Annotated in this window: 14 protein-coding genes; 9 read left to right on the top strand and 5 right to left on the bottom strand. The window is 65.3% G+C overall.

What is annotated here, in order from left to right; all coding sequences use genetic code 11:
• The first annotated feature begins 411 nt into the window (after nucleotides 1-411).
• The 7 genes from kdpF (at nucleotide 412) to O3297_RS17830 (ending at nucleotide 9,421) form a co-directional block, all read left to right on the top strand.
• Nucleotides 412-501, top strand: coding sequence for a K(+)-transporting ATPase subunit F (gene kdpF, locus O3297_RS17860; protein WP_034746483.1), 90 nt, complete (start codon nucleotides 412-414; stop codon nucleotides 499-501).
• A complete protein-coding gene (gene kdpA / locus O3297_RS17855) occupies nucleotides 501-2,306 on the top strand; it encodes a potassium-transporting ATPase subunit KdpA (protein WP_305049329.1) in 1,806 nt (601 codons plus the stop codon). The genes kdpF and kdpA overlap by 1 nt, the downstream gene beginning before the upstream one ends.
• A 9-nt stretch (nucleotides 2,307-2,315) precedes the next feature.
• On the top strand, nucleotides 2,316-4,394 hold the full coding sequence (gene kdpB, locus O3297_RS17850) for a potassium-transporting ATPase subunit KdpB (protein ID WP_092607725.1): 2,079 nt from the start codon (nucleotides 2,316-2,318) through the stop codon (nucleotides 4,392-4,394).
• A gap of 10 nt (nucleotides 4,395-4,404) precedes the next feature.
• Nucleotides 4,405-4,980 (top strand): potassium-transporting ATPase subunit KdpC, encoded by a 576-nt coding sequence (gene kdpC / locus O3297_RS17845; protein WP_305049328.1) that lies wholly within the window; start codon nucleotides 4,405-4,407, stop codon nucleotides 4,978-4,980.
• A gap of 122 nt (nucleotides 4,981-5,102) precedes the next feature.
• A complete protein-coding gene (locus tag O3297_RS17840) occupies nucleotides 5,103-7,844 on the top strand; it encodes a DUF4118 domain-containing protein (RefSeq protein ID WP_305049327.1) in 2,742 nt (913 codons plus the stop codon).
• Nucleotides 7,841-8,539, top strand: a complete 699-nt coding sequence (gene kdpE, locus O3297_RS17835; RefSeq protein WP_034746496.1) for a two-component system response regulator KdpE — start codon at nucleotides 7,841-7,843, stop codon at nucleotides 8,537-8,539. Before O3297_RS17840 ends, kdpE begins: the two co-directional genes overlap by 4 nt.
• A gap of 132 nt (nucleotides 8,540-8,671) precedes the next feature.
• The gene (locus tag O3297_RS17830) at nucleotides 8,672-9,421 is read left to right on the top strand and encodes a TorF family putative porin (RefSeq protein ID WP_305049326.1); all 750 of its coding nucleotides are present in this window, start codon (nucleotides 8,672-8,674) and stop codon (nucleotides 9,419-9,421) included.
• Between the two features lie 55 nt (nucleotides 9,422-9,476).
• Here O3297_RS17830 and O3297_RS17825 read toward each other — a convergent pair whose 3' ends face one another.
• Genes O3297_RS17825 through O3297_RS17815 form a run of 3 tightly spaced genes read right to left on the bottom strand, consistent with a single transcriptional unit; the run spans nucleotide 9,477 to nucleotide 11,339 of the window.
• Nucleotides 9,477-9,986 (bottom strand): cobyrinic acid ac-diamide synthase, encoded by a 510-nt coding sequence (locus tag O3297_RS17825; RefSeq protein ID WP_305049325.1) that lies wholly within the window; start codon nucleotides 9,984-9,986, stop codon nucleotides 9,477-9,479.
• A gap of 10 nt (nucleotides 9,987-9,996) precedes the next feature.
• Nucleotides 9,997-11,034 (bottom strand): 4-hydroxy-tetrahydrodipicolinate synthase, encoded by a 1,038-nt coding sequence (gene dapA / locus O3297_RS17820; RefSeq protein ID WP_305049324.1) that lies wholly within the window; start codon nucleotides 11,032-11,034, stop codon nucleotides 9,997-9,999.
• Nucleotides 11,031-11,339 (bottom strand): hypothetical protein, encoded by a 309-nt coding sequence (locus O3297_RS17815; protein ID WP_225317423.1) that lies wholly within the window; start codon nucleotides 11,337-11,339, stop codon nucleotides 11,031-11,033. Before O3297_RS17815 ends, dapA begins: the two co-directional genes overlap by 4 nt.
• A 212-nt stretch (nucleotides 11,340-11,551) precedes the next feature.
• Here O3297_RS17815 and O3297_RS17810 point away from each other — a divergent pair, with 212 nt between their 5' ends.
• Together O3297_RS17810 and O3297_RS17805 are read left to right on the top strand one after the other, a co-directional pair.
• On the top strand, nucleotides 11,552-12,559 hold the full coding sequence (locus tag O3297_RS17810) for a gamma-glutamyl-gamma-aminobutyrate hydrolase family protein (RefSeq protein ID WP_034780288.1): 1,008 nt from the start codon (nucleotides 11,552-11,554) through the stop codon (nucleotides 12,557-12,559).
• Nucleotides 12,556-13,635 carry an alginate lyase family protein gene (locus O3297_RS17805; protein WP_305049323.1) on the top strand — a complete coding sequence of 360 codons (1,080 nt, stop codon included), beginning with the start codon at nucleotides 12,556-12,558 and terminating at the stop codon, nucleotides 13,633-13,635. Before O3297_RS17810 ends, O3297_RS17805 begins: the two co-directional genes overlap by 4 nt.
• Here O3297_RS17805 and O3297_RS17800 read toward each other — a convergent pair whose 3' ends face one another.
• Both O3297_RS17800 and O3297_RS17795 read right to left on the bottom strand, forming a co-directional pair.
• Nucleotides 13,636-16,107: a TonB-dependent receptor gene (locus O3297_RS17800; protein WP_305049322.1), complete on the bottom strand. Its 2,472-nt coding sequence runs from the start codon at nucleotides 16,105-16,107 to the stop codon at nucleotides 13,636-13,638.
• A 255-nt stretch (nucleotides 16,108-16,362) separates the two neighbouring features.
• Nucleotides 16,363-17,142, bottom strand: a complete 780-nt coding sequence (locus O3297_RS17795; RefSeq protein WP_305049702.1) for a FecR family protein — start codon at nucleotides 17,140-17,142, stop codon at nucleotides 16,363-16,365.
• Nucleotides 17,143-17,189: the final 47 nt, after the last annotated feature.

Here is a 17,189-nt window from a genome sequence, read left to right as displayed (position 1 = left end):
GCGGGCGCAATGACAGCGGCGGCGATAACTGTATGAATATACAGTATATCCCGTCCAGCGTCACTGGGGGAGGGCAGTGCGGCAGGCTTGGCGTCCTTGTGCGGACGCTCGCGCATTCTATCTTGATCGGCGGGCAATAGCGCTACTCCAAGGCAACAACAGTGCGCCGCGCGCGTGGTTTTGCGCCAATTGTGCTGGATTTTATGCGGTAAAGCCGCCGTTTTTACATCTTGTTTACAGCTGCCTCCCCAGTCTTTACGAATTTTTTAGACCCTTTTGGCTAATCTGCTCACTATCAAAACAAACCTGAATGAGGGTGGGAATGGATCTCGTGTATCTCGGCTTGATTGCCGTGTTTTTCGTCGTGGCGGCCGGCTTTGCCGTCGCCTGCGACAAATTAGGGAGCGTCAAATGAACGCGTTTTATGTGCTGGGCGCCGTCGTCTCGGCTGGCCTGCTCGTGTATTTGCTGGTGGCGCTGCTGAAGGCGGAGGAACTGTGATGACGACGCAATCGATACTGTTATTGGTGGCTTTCCTCGCCGTGCTGCTGGCCGCCGGCTATCCGCTGGGCCTGTACATGGCCAGGGTGGCCGGCGATGGCCCCGTGCGCGGCCTGGGCTGGCTGCAAAAGCTGGAAAACCTGCTGTACCGCTGGTCCGGCCTTCCCGCCGACAAGGCCATGGGCTGGAAAAGCTATGCCATCGCCCTGATCGTCTTCAATACCGTGGGCGCCGTCTTCGTCTACGGCCTGCAGCGCCTGCAGGGCTTCCTGCCACTCAATCCGCAGGGACTGGGCGCCGTCAGCCCCGATTCCTCGTTCAATACCACCGTCAGCTTCGTCGCCAATACCAACTGGCAGGGTTATGGCGGCGAACAGACCATGAGCTACCTGACGCAGATGCTGGGCCTGGCGTGCCAGAACTTCTTTTCGGCGGCCACCGGCATCGCCGTGATCTTCGCGCTGGTGCGCGGCTTCGCCTCGCGCTCGGGCAAGTCGATCGGCAATTTCTGGGTCGACCTGGTGCGCTCGACCCTGTACATCCTGCTGCCGCTGTCCCTGGCCCTGTCCGTCGTCTTCATGGGCGAAGGCATGATCCAGAATTTTTCCGCCTACAAGGAAGTGACCCTGCTCGACCACGTGGCGTATGAAACGCCGAAAGTGACGGCCGACGGCCAGCCCGTGCTGGATGCGGCCGGCAAGCCCGTGATGGAAGCGCAAGTGGCAACGACGCAGACGATCGCCATGGGCCCTGTCGCGTCGCAGGAGTCGATCAAGCTGCTGGGCACGAATGGCGGCGGCTTTTTCAACGCCAATTCCTCGCACCCGTATGAAAACCCCACCGTGCTGTCGAACTTCCTGCAGATGCTGGCCATCTTCATCATCCCCGCCGGCCTGTGCTTCACGTTCGGCCGCATGGTGGGCGACATGCGCCAGGGCTGGGCCGTGCTGGCCGCCATGACCCTGATCTTTGTCGTCATGACGGCTGGCGTGATGAGCGCCGAGCAGCAAGCCAATCCCGCCCTGCAAGCCCTGGGCGTGGACCAGCAGGCCAGCAGCCTGCAATCGGGCGGCAATATGGAAGGCAAGGAAACGCGCTTCGGCATCAGCTCCTCGACCCTGTTCGCGGCAGTGACGACGGCCGCATCGTGCGGCGCCGTCAATTCCATGCACGATTCCTACATGCCCCTGGGCGGCATGGTGCCGCTGCTGTTGATGCAGTTCGGCGAAGTGATCTTCGGCGGCGTGGGCACGGGCCTGTACGGCATGCTGATGTTCGCCATCCTGGCCGTTTTCATCGCAGGCCTGATGATAGGCCGCACGCCCGAATATCTGGGCAAGAAAATCCAGGCCTATGAAATGAAGATGGTCTCGCTGGCCATCCTGGTCACGCCAGCCCTGGTCTTGACGGGCACGGCGATCGCCGTGATGGTCGAGCCGGGCAAGATCGGCGTGGCCAATCCGGGCGCGCATGGTTTTTCCGAAATCCTGTACGCCTTCACGTCGGCGGCCAACAACAACGGCAGCGCGTTTGCCGGCCTGTCCGCCAACACGCCGTTCTACAACGTGATGCTGGCGATCGCCATGTGGTTCGGCCGCTTCGGCGTGATCGTGCCCGTGCTGGCGGTGGCCGGTTCGCTGGCGGCCAAGCAGCGCCTGTCGGCCAATGCCGGCACCATGCCCACGCACGGCCCCATGTTCATCGGCCTGCTGATCGGCGTTGTCGTGCTCGTCGGCGTTTTGAATTACGTTCCCGCGCTGGCCCTGGGCCCGATCGTCGAACACCTGCAACTTTTCATCAAATAAGAGGCTACCATGTCACGCACAAGCCTGACCTTGTTCGATTCCGCACTGATCGGCCCCGCCGTCGTCGATGCGTTCAAAAAACTCGACCCCCGCACGCAGTGGCGCAGCCCCGTGATGTTCGTCGTCTACGTGGGCAGCATCATCACGACCTTGCTGGCCATCCAGGCCCTGAATGGCCAGGGCGAAGCGCCATTCGGCTTCATCGTCGCCGTCGCCGTGTGGCTGTGGTTTACCGTGCTGTTCGCGAATTTCGCCGAAGCGCTGGCCGAAGGCCGCAGCAAGGCGCAAGCCGCGTCCCTGCGCGCCCTCAAGCAGACGGTGATGGCAAAGAAAATGCAGACGCCGAAATACGGCACTTCCTGGCTGCCCACGCCGGCCACCGACCTGCGCAAGGGCATGACGGTGCTGGTGGAGGCGGGTGACGTGATTCCCGCCGACGGCGAAGTGACGGCCGGCGTGGCCTCCGTCGACGAGAGCGCCATCACGGGCGAATCGGCGCCCGTCATCCGCGAATCGGGCGGCGACTTTTCCGCCGTCACGGGCGGTACCCGCGTGCTGTCGGACTGGCTGCTGGTGCGCGTTTCCGTCAACCCTGGCGAAGCCTTCATCGACCGCATGATCGCCATGGTCGAAGGCGCCAAACGCCAGAAGACGCCGAATGAGATCGCCCTGACGATCCTGCTTGTCGCCTTGTCGATCGTGTTCCTGATCGTCACCGTGACCCTGCTGCCGTATTCGCTGTTTTCCGTGGCGGCGGCCGGCAGTGGCACGCCGGTGACCATCACCGTGCTGATCGCGCTGCTCGTGTGCCTGATTCCGACCACCATCGGCGGCCTGTTGTCCGCCATCGGCGTGGCCGGCATGAGCCGCATGATGCAGGCCAATGTGATCGCCACGTCGGGCCGCGCCGTGGAAGCGGCTGGCGACGTGGACGTGCTGCTGCTTGACAAAACGGGCACCATCACCCTGGGCAACCGCCAGGCTTCCAGCTTCGTGCCGGCGCCCGGCGTGACGGAGCAGCAGCTGGCCGATGCGGCGCAGCTGGCCTCGCTGGCCGATGAAACGCCGGAAGGGCGCAGCATCGTCGTGCTGGCCAAGCAGAAGTTCAATATCCGCGAACGCGAGATGGCCAGCCTGCACGCCACCTTCGTGCCCTTCACGGCGCAGACGCGCATGAGCGGCGTGGATATCGCGGGCGAACAGCAGGTGCGCCAGCTGCGCAAGGGCGCGGCCGACTCCATGAAGAAGTACGTGGAAGCGCTGGGCCAGCCGTATCCGGCCGAGGTGGGGCGCGCCGTCGACGACATCGCCCGCCGCGGCAGCACGCCGCTGGTGGTGGTTGACGATGGCCGCGTCATGGGCGCCGTGGAGCTGAAGGATATCGTCAAGGGCGGCATCAAGGAGCGCTTCGCGGAATTGCGACGCATGGGCATCAAGACCGTCATGATCACGGGCGACAACAAGCTGACGGCAGCGGCGATTGCCGCCGAAGCGGGCGTGGACGATTTCCTCGCCGAAGCGACGCCGGAAGACAAGCTGAAACTCATCCGCAGCTACCAGGCCGAAGGCCGCCTGGTGGCGATGACGGGCGACGGCACCAACGATGCGCCGGCGCTGGCCCAGGCCGACGTGGCCGTGGCCATGAACTCGGGCACGCAGGCGGCAAAAGAAGCGGGCAATATGGTGGACCTGGATTCGAATCCCACCAAGCTGCTGGAAATCGTTGAAATCGGCAAGCAGATGCTGATGACGCGCGGTTCGCTGACGACGTTCTCGATTTCGAACGACATCGCCAAGTACTTCGCCATCATCCCGGCCGCCTTCGTGGGCACCTATCCGCAGCTAAAAGCGCTGGACATCATGCACCTGGCCAGTCCCGCCTCGGCCATCATGTCGGCCGTGATCTTCAATGCATTGATCATCGTCGTGCTGATTCCGCTGGCGCTGAAAGGCGTGCAATACCGGGCCATCGGCGCGGCCAGCCTGTTACGCCGCAACCTGCTGATCTACGGCCTGGGCGGCATCGTCCTGCCCTTCATCGGCATCAAGCTGATCGACATGCTGCTGTCCGCACTCAATTTAGTCTAAAGGAACCGTCATGAACACTATCGTACGTCCCGCCCTGGTCCTGTTTGCCGCGCTGACCGTGATATGCGGCGTCGTCTATCCGTTTGCCACGGCCGGCATCGGGCAGCTGGCTTTCAACGATGAAGTCAACGGCAGCATCGTCGAGCGGGCTGGCCGCCCTGTCGGCTCGACCCTGATCGGCCAGTCCTTCACCTCGCCCAAGTATTTCTGGGGCCGCCCATCGGCCACCGCGCCGATGGCGAACAACGGTGCCGGTTCGGGCGGCTCGAACCAGGGGCCGACCAATCCGGCCCTGGTGGACGCCGTCCAGGCGCGCATCGCCGCCCTGCAGGCTGCCGATCCGGGCAACCGCAACCCGATCCCTGTCGATCTGGTGACGGCGTCGAGCAGCGGCCTGGATCCTGAAATCAGCCTGGCGGGGGCCCTGTACCAGGCGCCGCGCGTGGCCCGCGTGCGCGCCATGCCGCTGGCGCAGGTGGAAAACGCCATCGCCAAGGTGCAGAAAACCGCGTATATCGGCTTTTTCGGCGAGCCGCGCGTGAATGTGCTGGAACTGAATCTGGCGCTGGATGCCATGGCAAAGTAAGCTGACAACGGTTGGTTGGCCGGCGTAAGCCGACATCACCACCGGCCAGGCCAACGATGTCGTCGGATTACGCGCTAGCGCGCTAATCCGACCTACAATGCCCAGGAAGATTAAAATACAACATGCTCCCCAACGACAGCCAACGCCCCGACCCTGATGCCCTGCTGGCGCAAGTGCAGGCACAGGAAAAGAAAGCCGCGCGCGGCCGGCTGCGCATCTATTTTGGCGCCTCGGCCGGCGTCGGCAAGACCTATGCGATGCTGGCGGCCGCACGCAAACTGCTGGCCGATGGCCAGGACTTGCTGGTGGGGGTAGTGGAGACGCATGGGCGCCAGGATACGGCGGCCCAGCTTGACGGCTTGCCCGTGCTGCCCCTGAAGGCCATCGAGTACCGGGGCAAGACCCTGTTCGAGTTCGACCTGGACGAAGCGTTGCGGCGCGCGCCGGCGCTGATACTGATGGATGAACTGGCCCACTCGAACGTGGCCGGTTCGCGCCATCCGAAACGCTGGCAGGATGTCGAGGAATTGCTAGCGGCCGGCATCGACGTGCTCTCCACCGTGAATGTGCAGCACCTGGAAAGCCTGAACGACGTGGTGGGCGGGATCACGGGCGTGCGCGTGGCGGAGACCTTGCCCGACACGGTATTCGACCGCGCCGATGAAGTGGTGCTGGTCGATATCCCGGCCGATGAACTGCTGCGCCGCCTGAAGCAGGGCAAGGTGTATCAGCCGCTGCAAGCCGAGCGGGCATCGCAGCATTTTTTCCGCAAGGGTAACCTGATCGCCTTGCGCGAACTGGCCTTGCGCCGCACGGCGGACCGGGTGCAGGACGACGTGCAGGCTTACCGCGTCGAGAAATCCATCAATCCCGTGTGGAAGACGGGCGCCGCGCTGCTCGCCTGCGTGGGACCGCACGCGGGCGGCGAGCACGTGATCCGCAGCACGGCGCGCCTGGCCAGCCAGCTGAATGCGGAATGGCATGCGCTGTACGTGGAAACACCGCGTTTGCAGCGCCTGCCGGCGATCCAGCGCGAGCGCATCCTGAAAACCCTGAAACTGGCGCAGGACCTGGGCGCGCGCACGGCCATTGTGCCGTCCGCCGACATCGCCGGCGCCGTGGTCGAGTATGCGCGCAACGCGAATATCTCAAAAGTCATCGTGGGCCGTGGCCGCGCCGGCACGCTGACGCGCCTGTGGCACACGCCGCCAGCCGCGCGCATGGCCAGCCTGGCACCCGATATCGATTTGATCGAGGTGGGCTTGCCGCCTGCCGATGCGGCGCCCCGGCGCGCGGCCGGCGAAGATGCGGAAGCGCCGCGCCGGCCCCCGCGCCATTGGCGCTACATATTGGCCGCCGGCGCCAGCCTGGCCACGGCGCTCGCCTCCGTCCCCCTGCAGCCTTATCTTGACCTGGCCAATATCGCCATGCTGTCCTTGCTGACGGTGGTGCTGGTGGCCGTGCGCCTGGGACGCGGGCCGGCGGCGCTGGCGAGCCTGGTGGGCGTGGCCTGCTTCGATTTCGTCTTCGTGCCACCGCGCTTCTCGTTTGCCGTGGGCGATTTCCAGTATGTGATCACCTTTGGCGTGATGCTGGCCGTGGGCCTGATCACGGGCCACCTGACGGCGGGCCTGCGCTTCCAGGCGCGCGTGGCCTCGCACCGCGAAGCACGCGCCCGCGCCCTGTATGAATTCTCGCGCGAGCTGTCCGGCGTGCTGCAGACGGAGCAGATTTTCGACATCACGAAAAGCGCCATTGAACGGGCTTTCCGCGCGCGCGCCACTCTGCTGCTGCCCGATGATGAGGGCGGCTTGCAGGCCCCGAACGGCGGCGAGGCGCTCGATATCGGCATTGCGCAGTGGGCCTTCGACCATGCACAGGCGGCGGGGACGGGGACCGATACCTTGCCGGCTTCGCCCGTTTTCTACCTGCCGCTGATCGCGCCGATGCGCACGCGGGGCGTGCTGGCGCTGCTGCCGCTCGATGGCGCGCAGCGCGGGCGTTGGCTGCTGGTGCCGGAACAGCGCCAGCACCTCGATACCTTTGCCGCGCTGGCGGCCATCGCCCTCGAACGCGTGCACTATATCGACGTGGCCCAGGGCGCGCTGCTGCAGATGGAGTCCGAGCGGCTGCGCAATTCGCTGCTGGCGGCCCTGTCGCACGACTTGCGCACGCCATTGACGTCGCTGGTTGGCCTGGCCGAATCGCTGGCCCTGTCGCGGCCCGCCTTGTCGCCCACGCAGCTGGACATGGCGCGCTCGCTGCAGTCCGAAACCGTGCGCATGAGCGCCCTGGTGGCGAACTTGCTGGACATGGCGCGCATCGAGAGTGGACAGGTGCGCCTGAACCTTCAATGGCAGGCGCTGGAAGAAGTGGTGGGCAGCGCGCTGCGCGCCAGCGGCCCGCAATTGCAGCAGCATGCCGTGCAGACGCAGCTGGCGCCGGACTTGCCGCTGGTGCGCTACGATGCCGTGCTGGTCGAGCGCGTGCTGTGCAACCTGCTGGAAAACGCGGCCAAGTACACGCCGCCGGGCAGCACCATCACGGTCGCGGCCGGGGTGCATGGCCAGTTCCTGCAGGTGGCGGTGTCTGATGATGGCCCGGGTTTGCCGCCGGGCCGAGAAGAAGCCATTTTTGAGAAATTTACGCGCGGCGAGCGCGAATCGAACAAGCCGGGCGTCGGGCTGGGGCTGGCCATTTGCCGCGCCATCGTCGAAGCCCACGGCGGCACCATCCACGCGCAGCCGCACGCGCCGGGACAGGGCGCCGCCATCGTCTTCAGCCTGCCGCTGGGCACGCCCCCGGCGCCGCCGGAGACTGAGCTCGATGACGCCAACGACCATGAAACAGGAAAACCAACATGAACGAACCTTCCGCCACCGCCTTGCTGGTCGAGGATGAACCGCAAATCCGCCGCTTCGTGCGTGCCGCGCTGGAAGACGAGGGCTGGCAGATTTTCGAATCCGCCACCATGCAGCGGGGCCTGATCGATGCCGGCACGCGCCGGCCCGACCTGATCGTGCTGGACCTGGGGCTGCCCGACGGCGACGGCATCGATTTCATCGCCGACATCCGCAAATGGTCGGCCGTGCCCATCATCGTGCTGTCGGCGCGGGTCGACGAGCAGGACAAGATCCGCGCGCTGGACGCGGGTGCCGACGATTATCTGACCAAGCCGTTCGGCGTGGGCGAACTGCTGGCCCGCGTGCGCGCCACCTTGCGCCGTCAGCGCCAGCCCGCCGCCAGCGATGATGGCGTGGTGCAGTTCGGCGACGTGCGGGTCGACCTGAAGGACAGGCTGGTGACGCGCAACAAGCAACTGGTGCACATGACGCCGACGGAATTCCGTTTGCTGTCGGTACTCGTGAAGAACGCGGGCAGGGTGGTCACCAATCCGCAGCTGCTGCGCGAAGTGTGGGGGCCGTCGAACAGTGAAAACGGCCATTACCTGCGCATCTACATGGGGCATCTGCGCCAGAAGCTGGAAGCCGATCCGGCCCAGCCGCAGTACCTGTTGACGGAAACGGCCGTCGGCTACCGGCTGCTGCTGCCGCTCTAACACCTGTCAATCCCCTGTTGGAAAACAGGCGCCGCGCGCGCCAGGGGGACGCTTTACCCAAAATTTTTGCAGCGGCGGGCCAGCTGCGCCATGTTGGCAAAGGCCCATACCACCAATGAAGAAGAAAAAACCATGAATAAAATGTTACTTGCACTTGCCGTCGCCACAGCCTTTACGGGCAGCCTGGCCCACGCGGAAGAGGCCAAGCCCGATAATGAAGTCAGCTTCAACGTGGCCGGCGTGTCCGACTACCGTTATCGCGGCATTTCGCAGACGCGCTTGAAACCCGCGCTGCAGGGCGGCGCCGACTATGTCAACAACCCGACGGGCCTGTACGCGGGCGCCTGGGCCTCCACCATCAAGTGGACCAAGGACGCGGGCGGCAGCGGCGACGTGGAAGTGGACCTGTATGCGGGCAAGCGCGGCCAGTTGACCAGCGACGTTGGCTATGACGTGGGCGTGCTGGCGTACGTGTATGCGGACAACGGCTTGAAGCACATCGCCGGCCTGGCCGACGCGGACACGCAGGAAGTCTACGGCCAGCTGTCGTATGGTCCCGCCTACGTCAAATATTCGCACGCCGTCTCGAACCTGTTCGGCATCGTCAACAGCAAGAACAGCGGCTACCTGGACATCGGCGCGACCATCGACCTGACGAACGGCTGGACCGGCAACCTGCATGCGGGCCATCAGAAGGTCCAAAACAACGACGCGGCTAGCTATACGGACTGGAAAGTGGGCGTCACGCGCGACTTCGGCGTGGTGACGGGCGCGCTGGCCGTGATCGGCACGAACGCGGGCAAGTCCGCCTATGCTTCACCCGTGAATGGCAAATTCATGGGCAAGACGGCGCTGCAGCTGACCGTCAGCAAGACGTTTTAATTGACAGGGAGGAGAGGCGGCGCATGCGCCGCCTTTTTTTACGTGATGCGCCAGGCTAGGCCGGCAGGTTGAAAACGGCGCAGTACAGCTGTCCCAGGCTGACTACGCGGGCGGCGGGAATCTGCGCGGCCAGGGCGTGGGCGGGTGCCGCTTGCGTGTCCGTTGCCAGCAGGACGCGCAGGCCCGGATTGACGCTGCGCGCGTGCGCGATGCGCAGCGCCAAGCCTGATTGCGCGGCGGCGTCGACGACACCGTCGAGCGGCACCACCAGCACGCGCGCGGCGATCAGGGCCGAACGGCTGCCCATGGAGTCGCGGCCTTCGCTGTCGATGACGATGTCGTGGTAGCAGTGCACCAGGTGTTCCAGCTCCGGTTGCAAGCCCTTGGCGCTGATGGCGCGCGCCATCAGGCGCGGCCGCGTCAGGCTGCTGTGCATGGCGCCGTCGTGCATGTTCCTGGCTTGCGCCATGGCGCCCTGGCGCGGATCGGCATCGAGCAGCAATACTTTGCGTCCGGCCAGCGCGCGCGAGGCGGCCAGCCGCCCGGCCAGGATGGATTTTTCCATCCCCCCGCGTTCATCCGTGATGGCGATGATCATCTTGGCGTACGGCTGGCATGATGTCGGCAGGGGAGACCAGCTGCAGCAGACAGCCTTCGCGCGGCTCTTCCCTGTCGCTGGCCGTCCATGCCGGCAGCTGCATCAATGGATCGAGTGCCGCGGCCAGGGCGGCCTGGCCGGCGGAAGACATGGGCGTCATCGGCAGGCGCAATGCGTCGCGCACCTTGCCCTGCATGGCCAGCGCCGCCTTGACGGGAGCGGGATTCGGTTCGGCAAACAGCAGGCGGATGACGGGCAGCATGGTCTTGAACAGCGCGCCGGCGGCGCCGTGGCGGCCCTGCTTGACGAGGTGGTACAGCTGCGCATACAGGTCGGGGCGCACCTGGGCGGCGGCCGACATGGCGCCGTGGCCGCCCATGGACAGGCTGGCCAGCAGCAGCGCATCGTCGCCGCACAAGACGTCCAGGCGCGTGTCGAGCAGCAGTTCGCCCAGCTGCTGCAGCTTGCCGCCCGCTTCCTTGATGGCGACGAAGTGCGAGTCGCGCGCCAGCAGGGCCGCCGTCTGCGGTTCGATATTGACGCCCGTGCGTGCCGGCACGTTGTACAGCACGATGGACTGGTCGGTGGCGGCGGCGATGGCCTGGAAATGGCGCACGATGCCATCCTGCGAAGGGCGCACATAGGCGGGTGCGGAGATGAGCAGGCCGGCCAGCGGATGGTCGTTGTAGCGTTGCACCGTGGCGACGACACCGCGCGTATCGCTGCCGCCGATCCCCATCAACACGGGGAAGCGGGGGCCGACGGCTTCGAGCACGCTGTCGAGCAGCATGGTCTGTTCTGCGGCGCTCAGCATGGCCGCTTCACCCGTGGTGCCGCACACCACCAGGCCGTCGATGCCGCTGGCGGCCAGATCGCACGCGAGCTGCTGGGCGGCGTCGAAGTCGATGTCGCCATCGCCATCACGGAATGGCGTGACCATCGGCACCCAGATGCCCTGGAAGTGCGCGGTGATGCGCATTGAAGACATCGCGTGCTCGCAGGCATACTGGTTCATAGCGATTTCCCCTGGCTGATGCGGCCAAATTCCGCCGCCGGCAACAGGCGCATGACGGCATCCATGGTCAGGCGCAGGGCCGGTTCCGTCACGCACAGCCAGACCTTCATGCGTTCGGCATGGTCGACCGCCTCGACGCGCATGAACGACAGCATGCCGCCGCAGGTCTTGACGACCAACTGGCGCAGCTCGGCCAGGCAGGCTTTGTCGACCGTGATGTGCATGAGGAAGGTGGGCAGGCGGGGATGGCGGTGGGGCAGTGCTTGATGCGCTTGATGCGTTTGCAGGCGTGAATGGGGTTCCATGGTGGCTTTGCAGCGGTGGTTGAGGTACGTTCAAGATTAGCAGCGGGGGCGTAAAGATTCTCTAAAAAGCGGGGCCGCCAGCGTAAACGGGCCGTATGCGTTGAGCGTGTTGCGTGGATGCCCCGTGCGTATGCTTTTGTTACAAAATTGAATCGTGCTTTCGGGGGCAGGGGTTTATATTGAAAACGTCTCCGCTTTCAGTCAGCCCCGCCATGTCAGACGAAAAAGATCCCCAGCTTCCTCCTTCCACCGATCCCGCAGCGCCAGCATCACCGCCGTCGCGGCCTGACCGGGTGGGCCGCCGGGCACCCGATGATGAGCACCGTGCGCGCGACGCGGCCCCCCGCTACCTGAAGGACAACGATACGCCGCTGGCGCTGGCCTGGCGGGTGATCTCGTCGCGCTACCGCTCCATGCGCGACAAGGCCAGCCGCGATTTCATGCGGCGCACCCTGCGCATCGGCATCTCGGCGCGCATTTTCCACCCCGAACCGGGCGCCACTGGCCTGCGCAGCAAGAACCTGCAATACCTGGAAGAGTCGATCGCCCAATGGGTCATGTCGCGCGACGTGCTGGTCTTCATGATCCCGACGGTCAATACCAGCGGCCAGCTACACCCGAGCAATATCACCTTGCGCCACTATGCGCGCCACCTGGACGGCCTGGTGCTGCAGGGCGGCGCCGACGTCTCGCCGCAGACGTATTCCGAGGCAGCCACGCGGCCCGAATGGAACGGCGACCGTGCGCGCGACCTGTACGAACTGGAGCTGCTGCACGAATTCGTCGATGCGGGCAAACCCGTGCTGGGCATCTGCCGCGGCTGCCAACTCATCAACGTGGGCTTTGGCGGCACCCTGTACCAGGACATCGCCTCGGATGTGGAAGGCGCCACCTCGCACGTCAACGACCTGTATGACCGTCACCGTCACAGCATCGTCTTCCCGAAAGGCTCGTCGCTGGCGGGCATGTTCCCGAAGGCGGGCGAGGCGCTCGTCAATTCCATCCACCACCAGTCGGTCAAGGACCTGGGGCGCGACATCACCGTGGAAGCGTATTCGCAAGGGGACAATATCGTCGAAGCCATCCGCTACCAGCGGGCGCGCTTCGTCATGGGCTTGCAGTGGCACCCGGAATTCCATTCGGCGGGCGGCGTCGAGCTGCTCGATTGCACGCCCATCCTCGATAACTTTTTGCGCGCGGCGCGGGAGACGCGGTTTTGAGTACGCACCTGATCCGCCGGCGCACTGTGCTGGCGGCACTGTTGGCGTTGCCCCTGGCGGGCTTGCGCGCGGCGCCGCGCCCGCATGAGGGGCCGCTGCCGTTTGCGCTGACGTCCGCCGCGCGCGCCCGCACGCTCAAGACGCGGGTGGCGCCGGCCATTGCCGAACAGGTGGTCAAGGCGGCGCGCAAGGATGCGGCGCGGCCCGTGCACCTGATGGCTGAAGTGCGCACGGGCGGCTTGCTGAAGGGAGAGGGCGGACGCGAGACCAGCCAGCAGGCGCAGGAAGACTGGCGCCAGGCGCGCTTGCAGGCGCTGGCCTGGCGGCTGTCGGGCGAGATGGCGCATTTCGAGGCGGCGCGCCAGCTGCTGCTGGCCTGGAGCGGCAGCTATCAGCCCTCGTTCAGCCCCGTCGACGAGACGGAGCTGGCCAGCCTGCTGATGGGCTATGACCTGGTACAGGAACGCTTGAACGGCGTCGAGCGCGAGCAGGTGCAGGCGTTTTGCCGCACCCTGGCGCACGGGTATTTGAGTGATCCCATCAAGGTGGGCGGCCCGTCCACGGCGCGCAACAACTGGCACAGCCACCGCATCAAGATCGGCACGGCCGCCGCGTATGTCACGGGCGACGCCTTGCTGATCGCGCGGGCGAAGGAACGCTTCCTGGCGCACGTGCCGCGCAATATCGACGCCGGCGGCGTACCCTTCGACTTCGAGCAGCGCGACGCCCTGCATTACACCACCTACAGCCTGGAGCCGCTGCTGACGACAGCCCTGATGGCGCAGGCGCATGGCGACGACTGGTATGGCGCGCCGGAAGCGCGGCGCCTGGCTGAGGCGCTGGCCTGGCTGGCGCCCTATGCGCAGGGCAGAAAGACGCACGAGGAGTTCGCGAAAAGCGCCGTGCCCTTCGACCGCAAGCGCGTGGCGGCCGGTGAAAAGGGCTTTACGGGGAATTGGGAGCCGAAGGGCGCCGCCAATGTGTACCTGCTGGCGGCACGCTTCGATCCCGCTTGCCTGTCGCTGGCGCTGGAGTTGCGCCCGCCAGCCTGGGCGCTGGCGCTGTACGGAAGCTGATTAAAACTTCGTGCGCACGGTGAACATCACATTGCGCGGCTCGCCGTAGAAGCCCGTCTGGAACAGGCCCAGTCCCGTCAGGTACTTCTTGTCCAGCAGGTTGTTCACGTTGAGGCTGGCCGTGACGTTCTTGCTGATCTCGTAGCGGGCCAACAGGTTGACCAGCGCGTAGCCGCCCTGCTTGACGCGCGAATAGTCCTCGATGGCGGGATTCCAGATATTGCCTTCGTAGCTGCTTTGCCAGTTGACGCCGCCACCGACGGTCAGCTTGTCCAGGCTGGCCGGCAGGCGCCACGTGCCTTGCACGCGCACCAGGTGGGCAGGCTGCGTCGTTTGCAGCATGGTGGAAAACACATCCTTGCCATCCGCGTCGCGCACGTGGGTGTAGGTGTAGCCGGCGCTCAGCTTCACATCCTTGGCCACTTCGCCAGTCACTTCCATCTCCACGCCGCGGCTGGTGACGCCGTCGATGGCTTTATACGCTTCTTCGCCGTTGACTTCGCCCACGGAACTGGCCACGTTGCTCTGGCGGATCTGGAACAGGGACGCGCTGGCATTGACCGTGCCGTCGAGGTACTCCGCCTTCACACCCGCTTCCACGCCCTTGCCGCGCACGGGCGACAGGAAATTGCGGTTGATGTCGCGGTTGCTCTGCGGCGCGAAGATGCTCGTGTAGCTGCCGAACACGGAATAGGTCTTGTCGAGGTCATACACGACGCCCGCATACGGCGTGACGACCTTGTTTTCCTCGATGCGCGAGGTGATGCGCGCGGTGCCGGCGTCGAAGAAGGTGCGGTCCTGTTCCTGCTTGTAGTTGCTGACGCGCGCGCCGACGATGACGGACAGCGCATCGACGGGATGCAGGCGCACGGCGCCATACAGGCCGCTCTGGCGCGTGCTGTCGTTGTCGTCGCCCAGGCGCTTGAATGCCGGTTCCGCATACTGGCCGCGCCAGTCGAAATAGCTGCCTTCCACGGGAGGGTAGACCGATTCGTAGACGGGACCATCCTGCTTTGCCGTCGAACTGGAATACCCGATCATCGCTTCATGCCGACGGCCAAATGCCGTGAATGGACCGCTGGCATCCACGTTGACGGTGGTCTGGCGGCGGTCGCCCTTGTATTTGCCCATGAAGAAATACGTGCCTGCGCCCGTGACAGGCGCGGGATTGCCGCCACTGGCCGAACCGAGCACGCTGTCATGCTTGCTGCGCAGCTGGTTGGCGCTCAATTTCACTTTCCACTCGTTGGCGAACGTATGTTCCAGCGATGTGAACAGCGTGGTGTTCTGCATGTCGCGGCGGCTCCAGTCCGTGGCAGGGTTCCACGAGGTGGGGAAATCCGTGCGGGTGCCATCGGAAAGCAGGACGGGGAAGCCTGTCCAGGTCGAGCCGCGCGGCTTGTAATCCTGGTGCGTGAAGCCTGCCGTGAGCAGGGTGACGGATGTCAGGTCCGCCTCGATGATGCCGTAGGCGACGGATTTCTGCTGCGTGTAGCGGTCCAGGTAGGAATGCTTGTCCTGGTAGGCGCCCACCAGGCGGCCGCGCACCGTGCGGCTGGCATTGAGCGGGCCGGAGACATCGGCTTCGCCGCGGTAGTTGTCCCACGATCCCGCGCCCAGGGTGGCCGAACCTTCGAAGCTGGCGGTGGGGCGCTTGCGCACCATGTTGACGGTGGCCGACGGGTCGCCCGAGCCGCTCATCAGGCCCGTCGCGCCCTTCAGCACCTCGATGCGGTCATAGATGGCCATGTCGCTGTTCGTCGTGCCCCAGTCGTAGACACCGTCATAGATGGCCGATACGCCGTCGTACTGGAAATTGGTGACGGCAAAGCCGCGCGCCTGGAAGCTCCAGCGGTCGCTGTCGTAGTTTTGCACGCTCACGCCATTGACGTTTTTCATGACGTCGGAGACGGCGTTGCTGTTCTGGTCATCCATCTGCTGGCGCGTGACGATGGTCAGCGACTGCGGCGTTTCGCGTTGCGTCAACGCCAGTCCCGTGGCGCCGCTGGCGGGGCCGCCCGTATAGCTGCCCGTGCCGCTGGTGGCGGCGCTGTGCTCGGCCGCCGCCACCACCGTGACGCCGCTCATGACGGCCACGCCGCGGCTGTCCGCCGAAGGGGCGCCGGCGCCGGCGGCGATCTTTTGCAGCAGGTAGCCGCCGTTCGATTGCGGCACGGCTTGCAGGCCGCTGCCCGCCAGCAGCACGCTGAAACCCTCCTGCAGGCTGTAGCTGCCTTGCAGGCCGGCGCTGCGCAAGCCTTGCGTGGCCTCGCTGGAGAACGACAATAAAATGGCGCTGTCGCTGCCAAAGCGCGTCAGCACGTCACCCAGCGCGCCGGCCGGAATGCTGTAGGCGCGTACTTGCCGGGTTTGTGCCTGGGCCGATGCCGGCAGGGCCAGGGCCATGCCGATTTGCGACAGGGCGCAGGCCAGGACGGTGCGGGTAAGGAGGGAACGCGAAGCGTGGTGCATGGAATAAAACCTTTCGTGGATGCGCAAGATGGAGACTGCCTATCTAAGTAACCCTCAATAAGTTATTGTGTTTTCTGACTTCCATAAGCGGCGCTGTGCGGTGTTGCCCGCAGCTAGCAGTGCTCGCACTGCGTCGCTGCAGGCGCCTTGCACAGCATCCGGTTCTGTTCGTCATAAATTCACAATAATTTCCCGAGCATTACTTACCAAGTCACGCGAGCACGGCGAAACAGCTCACTTTGCAGAAAATATTTTTCAGCGGGCCGCCAGTTCGATGCGCACCACCTGATGGCCCCAGAAGCGCGTGACGGTATTGCGCCGCAGCTGCAGGCTGGCGCTGACGGCGTCGAGGATGGCGCTGACATCGGCCAGCGGGTAGGAACCGGACACGCGCAGGCTGGCGACGGCGGGCGCGCAGGCCAGCGGATGGTCGCTGTAGCGCGACAGCTCGGCGAGGAAATCGGCCAGGCGCATGTCGCGCGCCACCAGCATGCCGTCCAGCCAGGCGCCGCCATAAGGCGCCAGCGCCTGGCGGTGCAAGCCGGTGCCGTCGAAATGGGCGCCTTCCCCGGGACGCAGCACCAGGCGCTGGCCGCCGTCGTCGGCCAGCACGGCGACGGCGCCTTCGAGCACGCCGGCGCTGGCATATTGCTCGTGCAGTCGCACCGTGAAACGCGTGCCCAGCGCCTGCAGGCTGCCATGCGGCGTGTCGACGAAGAACGGCCGCTGTGCCGCATCCTTGCCGGTGGCGATGAAGATTTCACCGGCCAGCAGTTGAATGCGGCGCTGTTCGCCGTTGTAAACGATATTGACGGCGCTGCTGGTGTTGAGCGTGAGCCGCGTGCCGTCATCGAGGGTCACGACGCGGCGCTGGTTGACGCCGGTGCGGTAGTCGGCCGTCCAGCCGCGCCACGGGCCGCGGCGTTCGAATGCATACAGCGAGGTGCCGCAGGCCAGCAGCAGGGCCAGGGTCTTGACGGCATGGCGGCGCGGTGCATTCGCCTGCACGCAGGCGCGCAGCAGGGTCGCCTGCATGGCGGGCGGCAGGTGTTCATGCTGCGTTTGCAACTGCTGCCACGCTT

Source organism: Janthinobacterium sp. SUN128, from assembly GCF_030587275.1.
GTDB lineage: Bacteria > Pseudomonadota > Gammaproteobacteria > Burkholderiales > Burkholderiaceae_D > Janthinobacterium > Janthinobacterium lividum.
The sequence above is the reverse complement of the archived record's forward strand: the minus strand, read 5'-3'. Positions and strand labels throughout refer to the sequence as shown.

Bases quoted from the DNA above. Each gene is read 5' to 3' on its own strand.
- kdpF (WP_034746483.1), top strand. From the start codon at position 412: ATGAACGCGTTTTATGTGCTGGGCGCCGTCGTCTCGGCTGGCCTGCTC.
- kdpA (WP_305049329.1), top strand. From the start codon at position 501: ATGACGACGCAATCGATACTGTTATTGGTGGCTTTCCTCGCCGTGCTG.
- kdpB (WP_092607725.1), top strand. From the start codon at position 2,316: ATGTCACGCACAAGCCTGACCTTGTTCGATTCCGCACTGATCGGCCCC.
- kdpC (WP_305049328.1), top strand. From the start codon at position 4,405: ATGAACACTATCGTACGTCCCGCCCTGGTCCTGTTTGCCGCGCTGACC.
- O3297_RS17840 (WP_305049327.1), top strand. From the start codon at position 5,103: ATGCTCCCCAACGACAGCCAACGCCCCGACCCTGATGCCCTGCTGGCG.
- kdpE (WP_034746496.1), top strand. From the start codon at position 7,841: ATGAACGAACCTTCCGCCACCGCCTTGCTGGTCGAGGATGAACCGCAA.
- O3297_RS17830 (WP_305049326.1), top strand. From the start codon at position 8,672: ATGAATAAAATGTTACTTGCACTTGCCGTCGCCACAGCCTTTACGGGC.
- O3297_RS17825 (WP_305049325.1), bottom strand. From the start codon at position 9,986: ATGGAAAAATCCATCCTGGCCGGGCGGCTGGCCGCCTCGCGCGCGCTG.
- dapA (WP_305049324.1), bottom strand. From the start codon at position 11,034: ATGAACCAGTATGCCTGCGAGCACGCGATGTCTTCAATGCGCATCACC.
- O3297_RS17815 (WP_225317423.1), bottom strand. From the start codon at position 11,339: ATGGAACCCCATTCACGCCTGCAAACGCATCAAGCGCATCAAGCACTG.
- O3297_RS17810 (WP_034780288.1), top strand. From the start codon at position 11,552: ATGTCAGACGAAAAAGATCCCCAGCTTCCTCCTTCCACCGATCCCGCA.
- O3297_RS17800 (WP_305049322.1), bottom strand. From the start codon at position 16,107: ATGCACCACGCTTCGCGTTCCCTCCTTACCCGCACCGTCCTGGCCTGC.
- O3297_RS17795 (WP_305049702.1), bottom strand. From the start codon at position 17,142: ATGCAGGCGACCCTGCTGCGCGCCTGCGTGCAGGCGAATGCACCGCGC.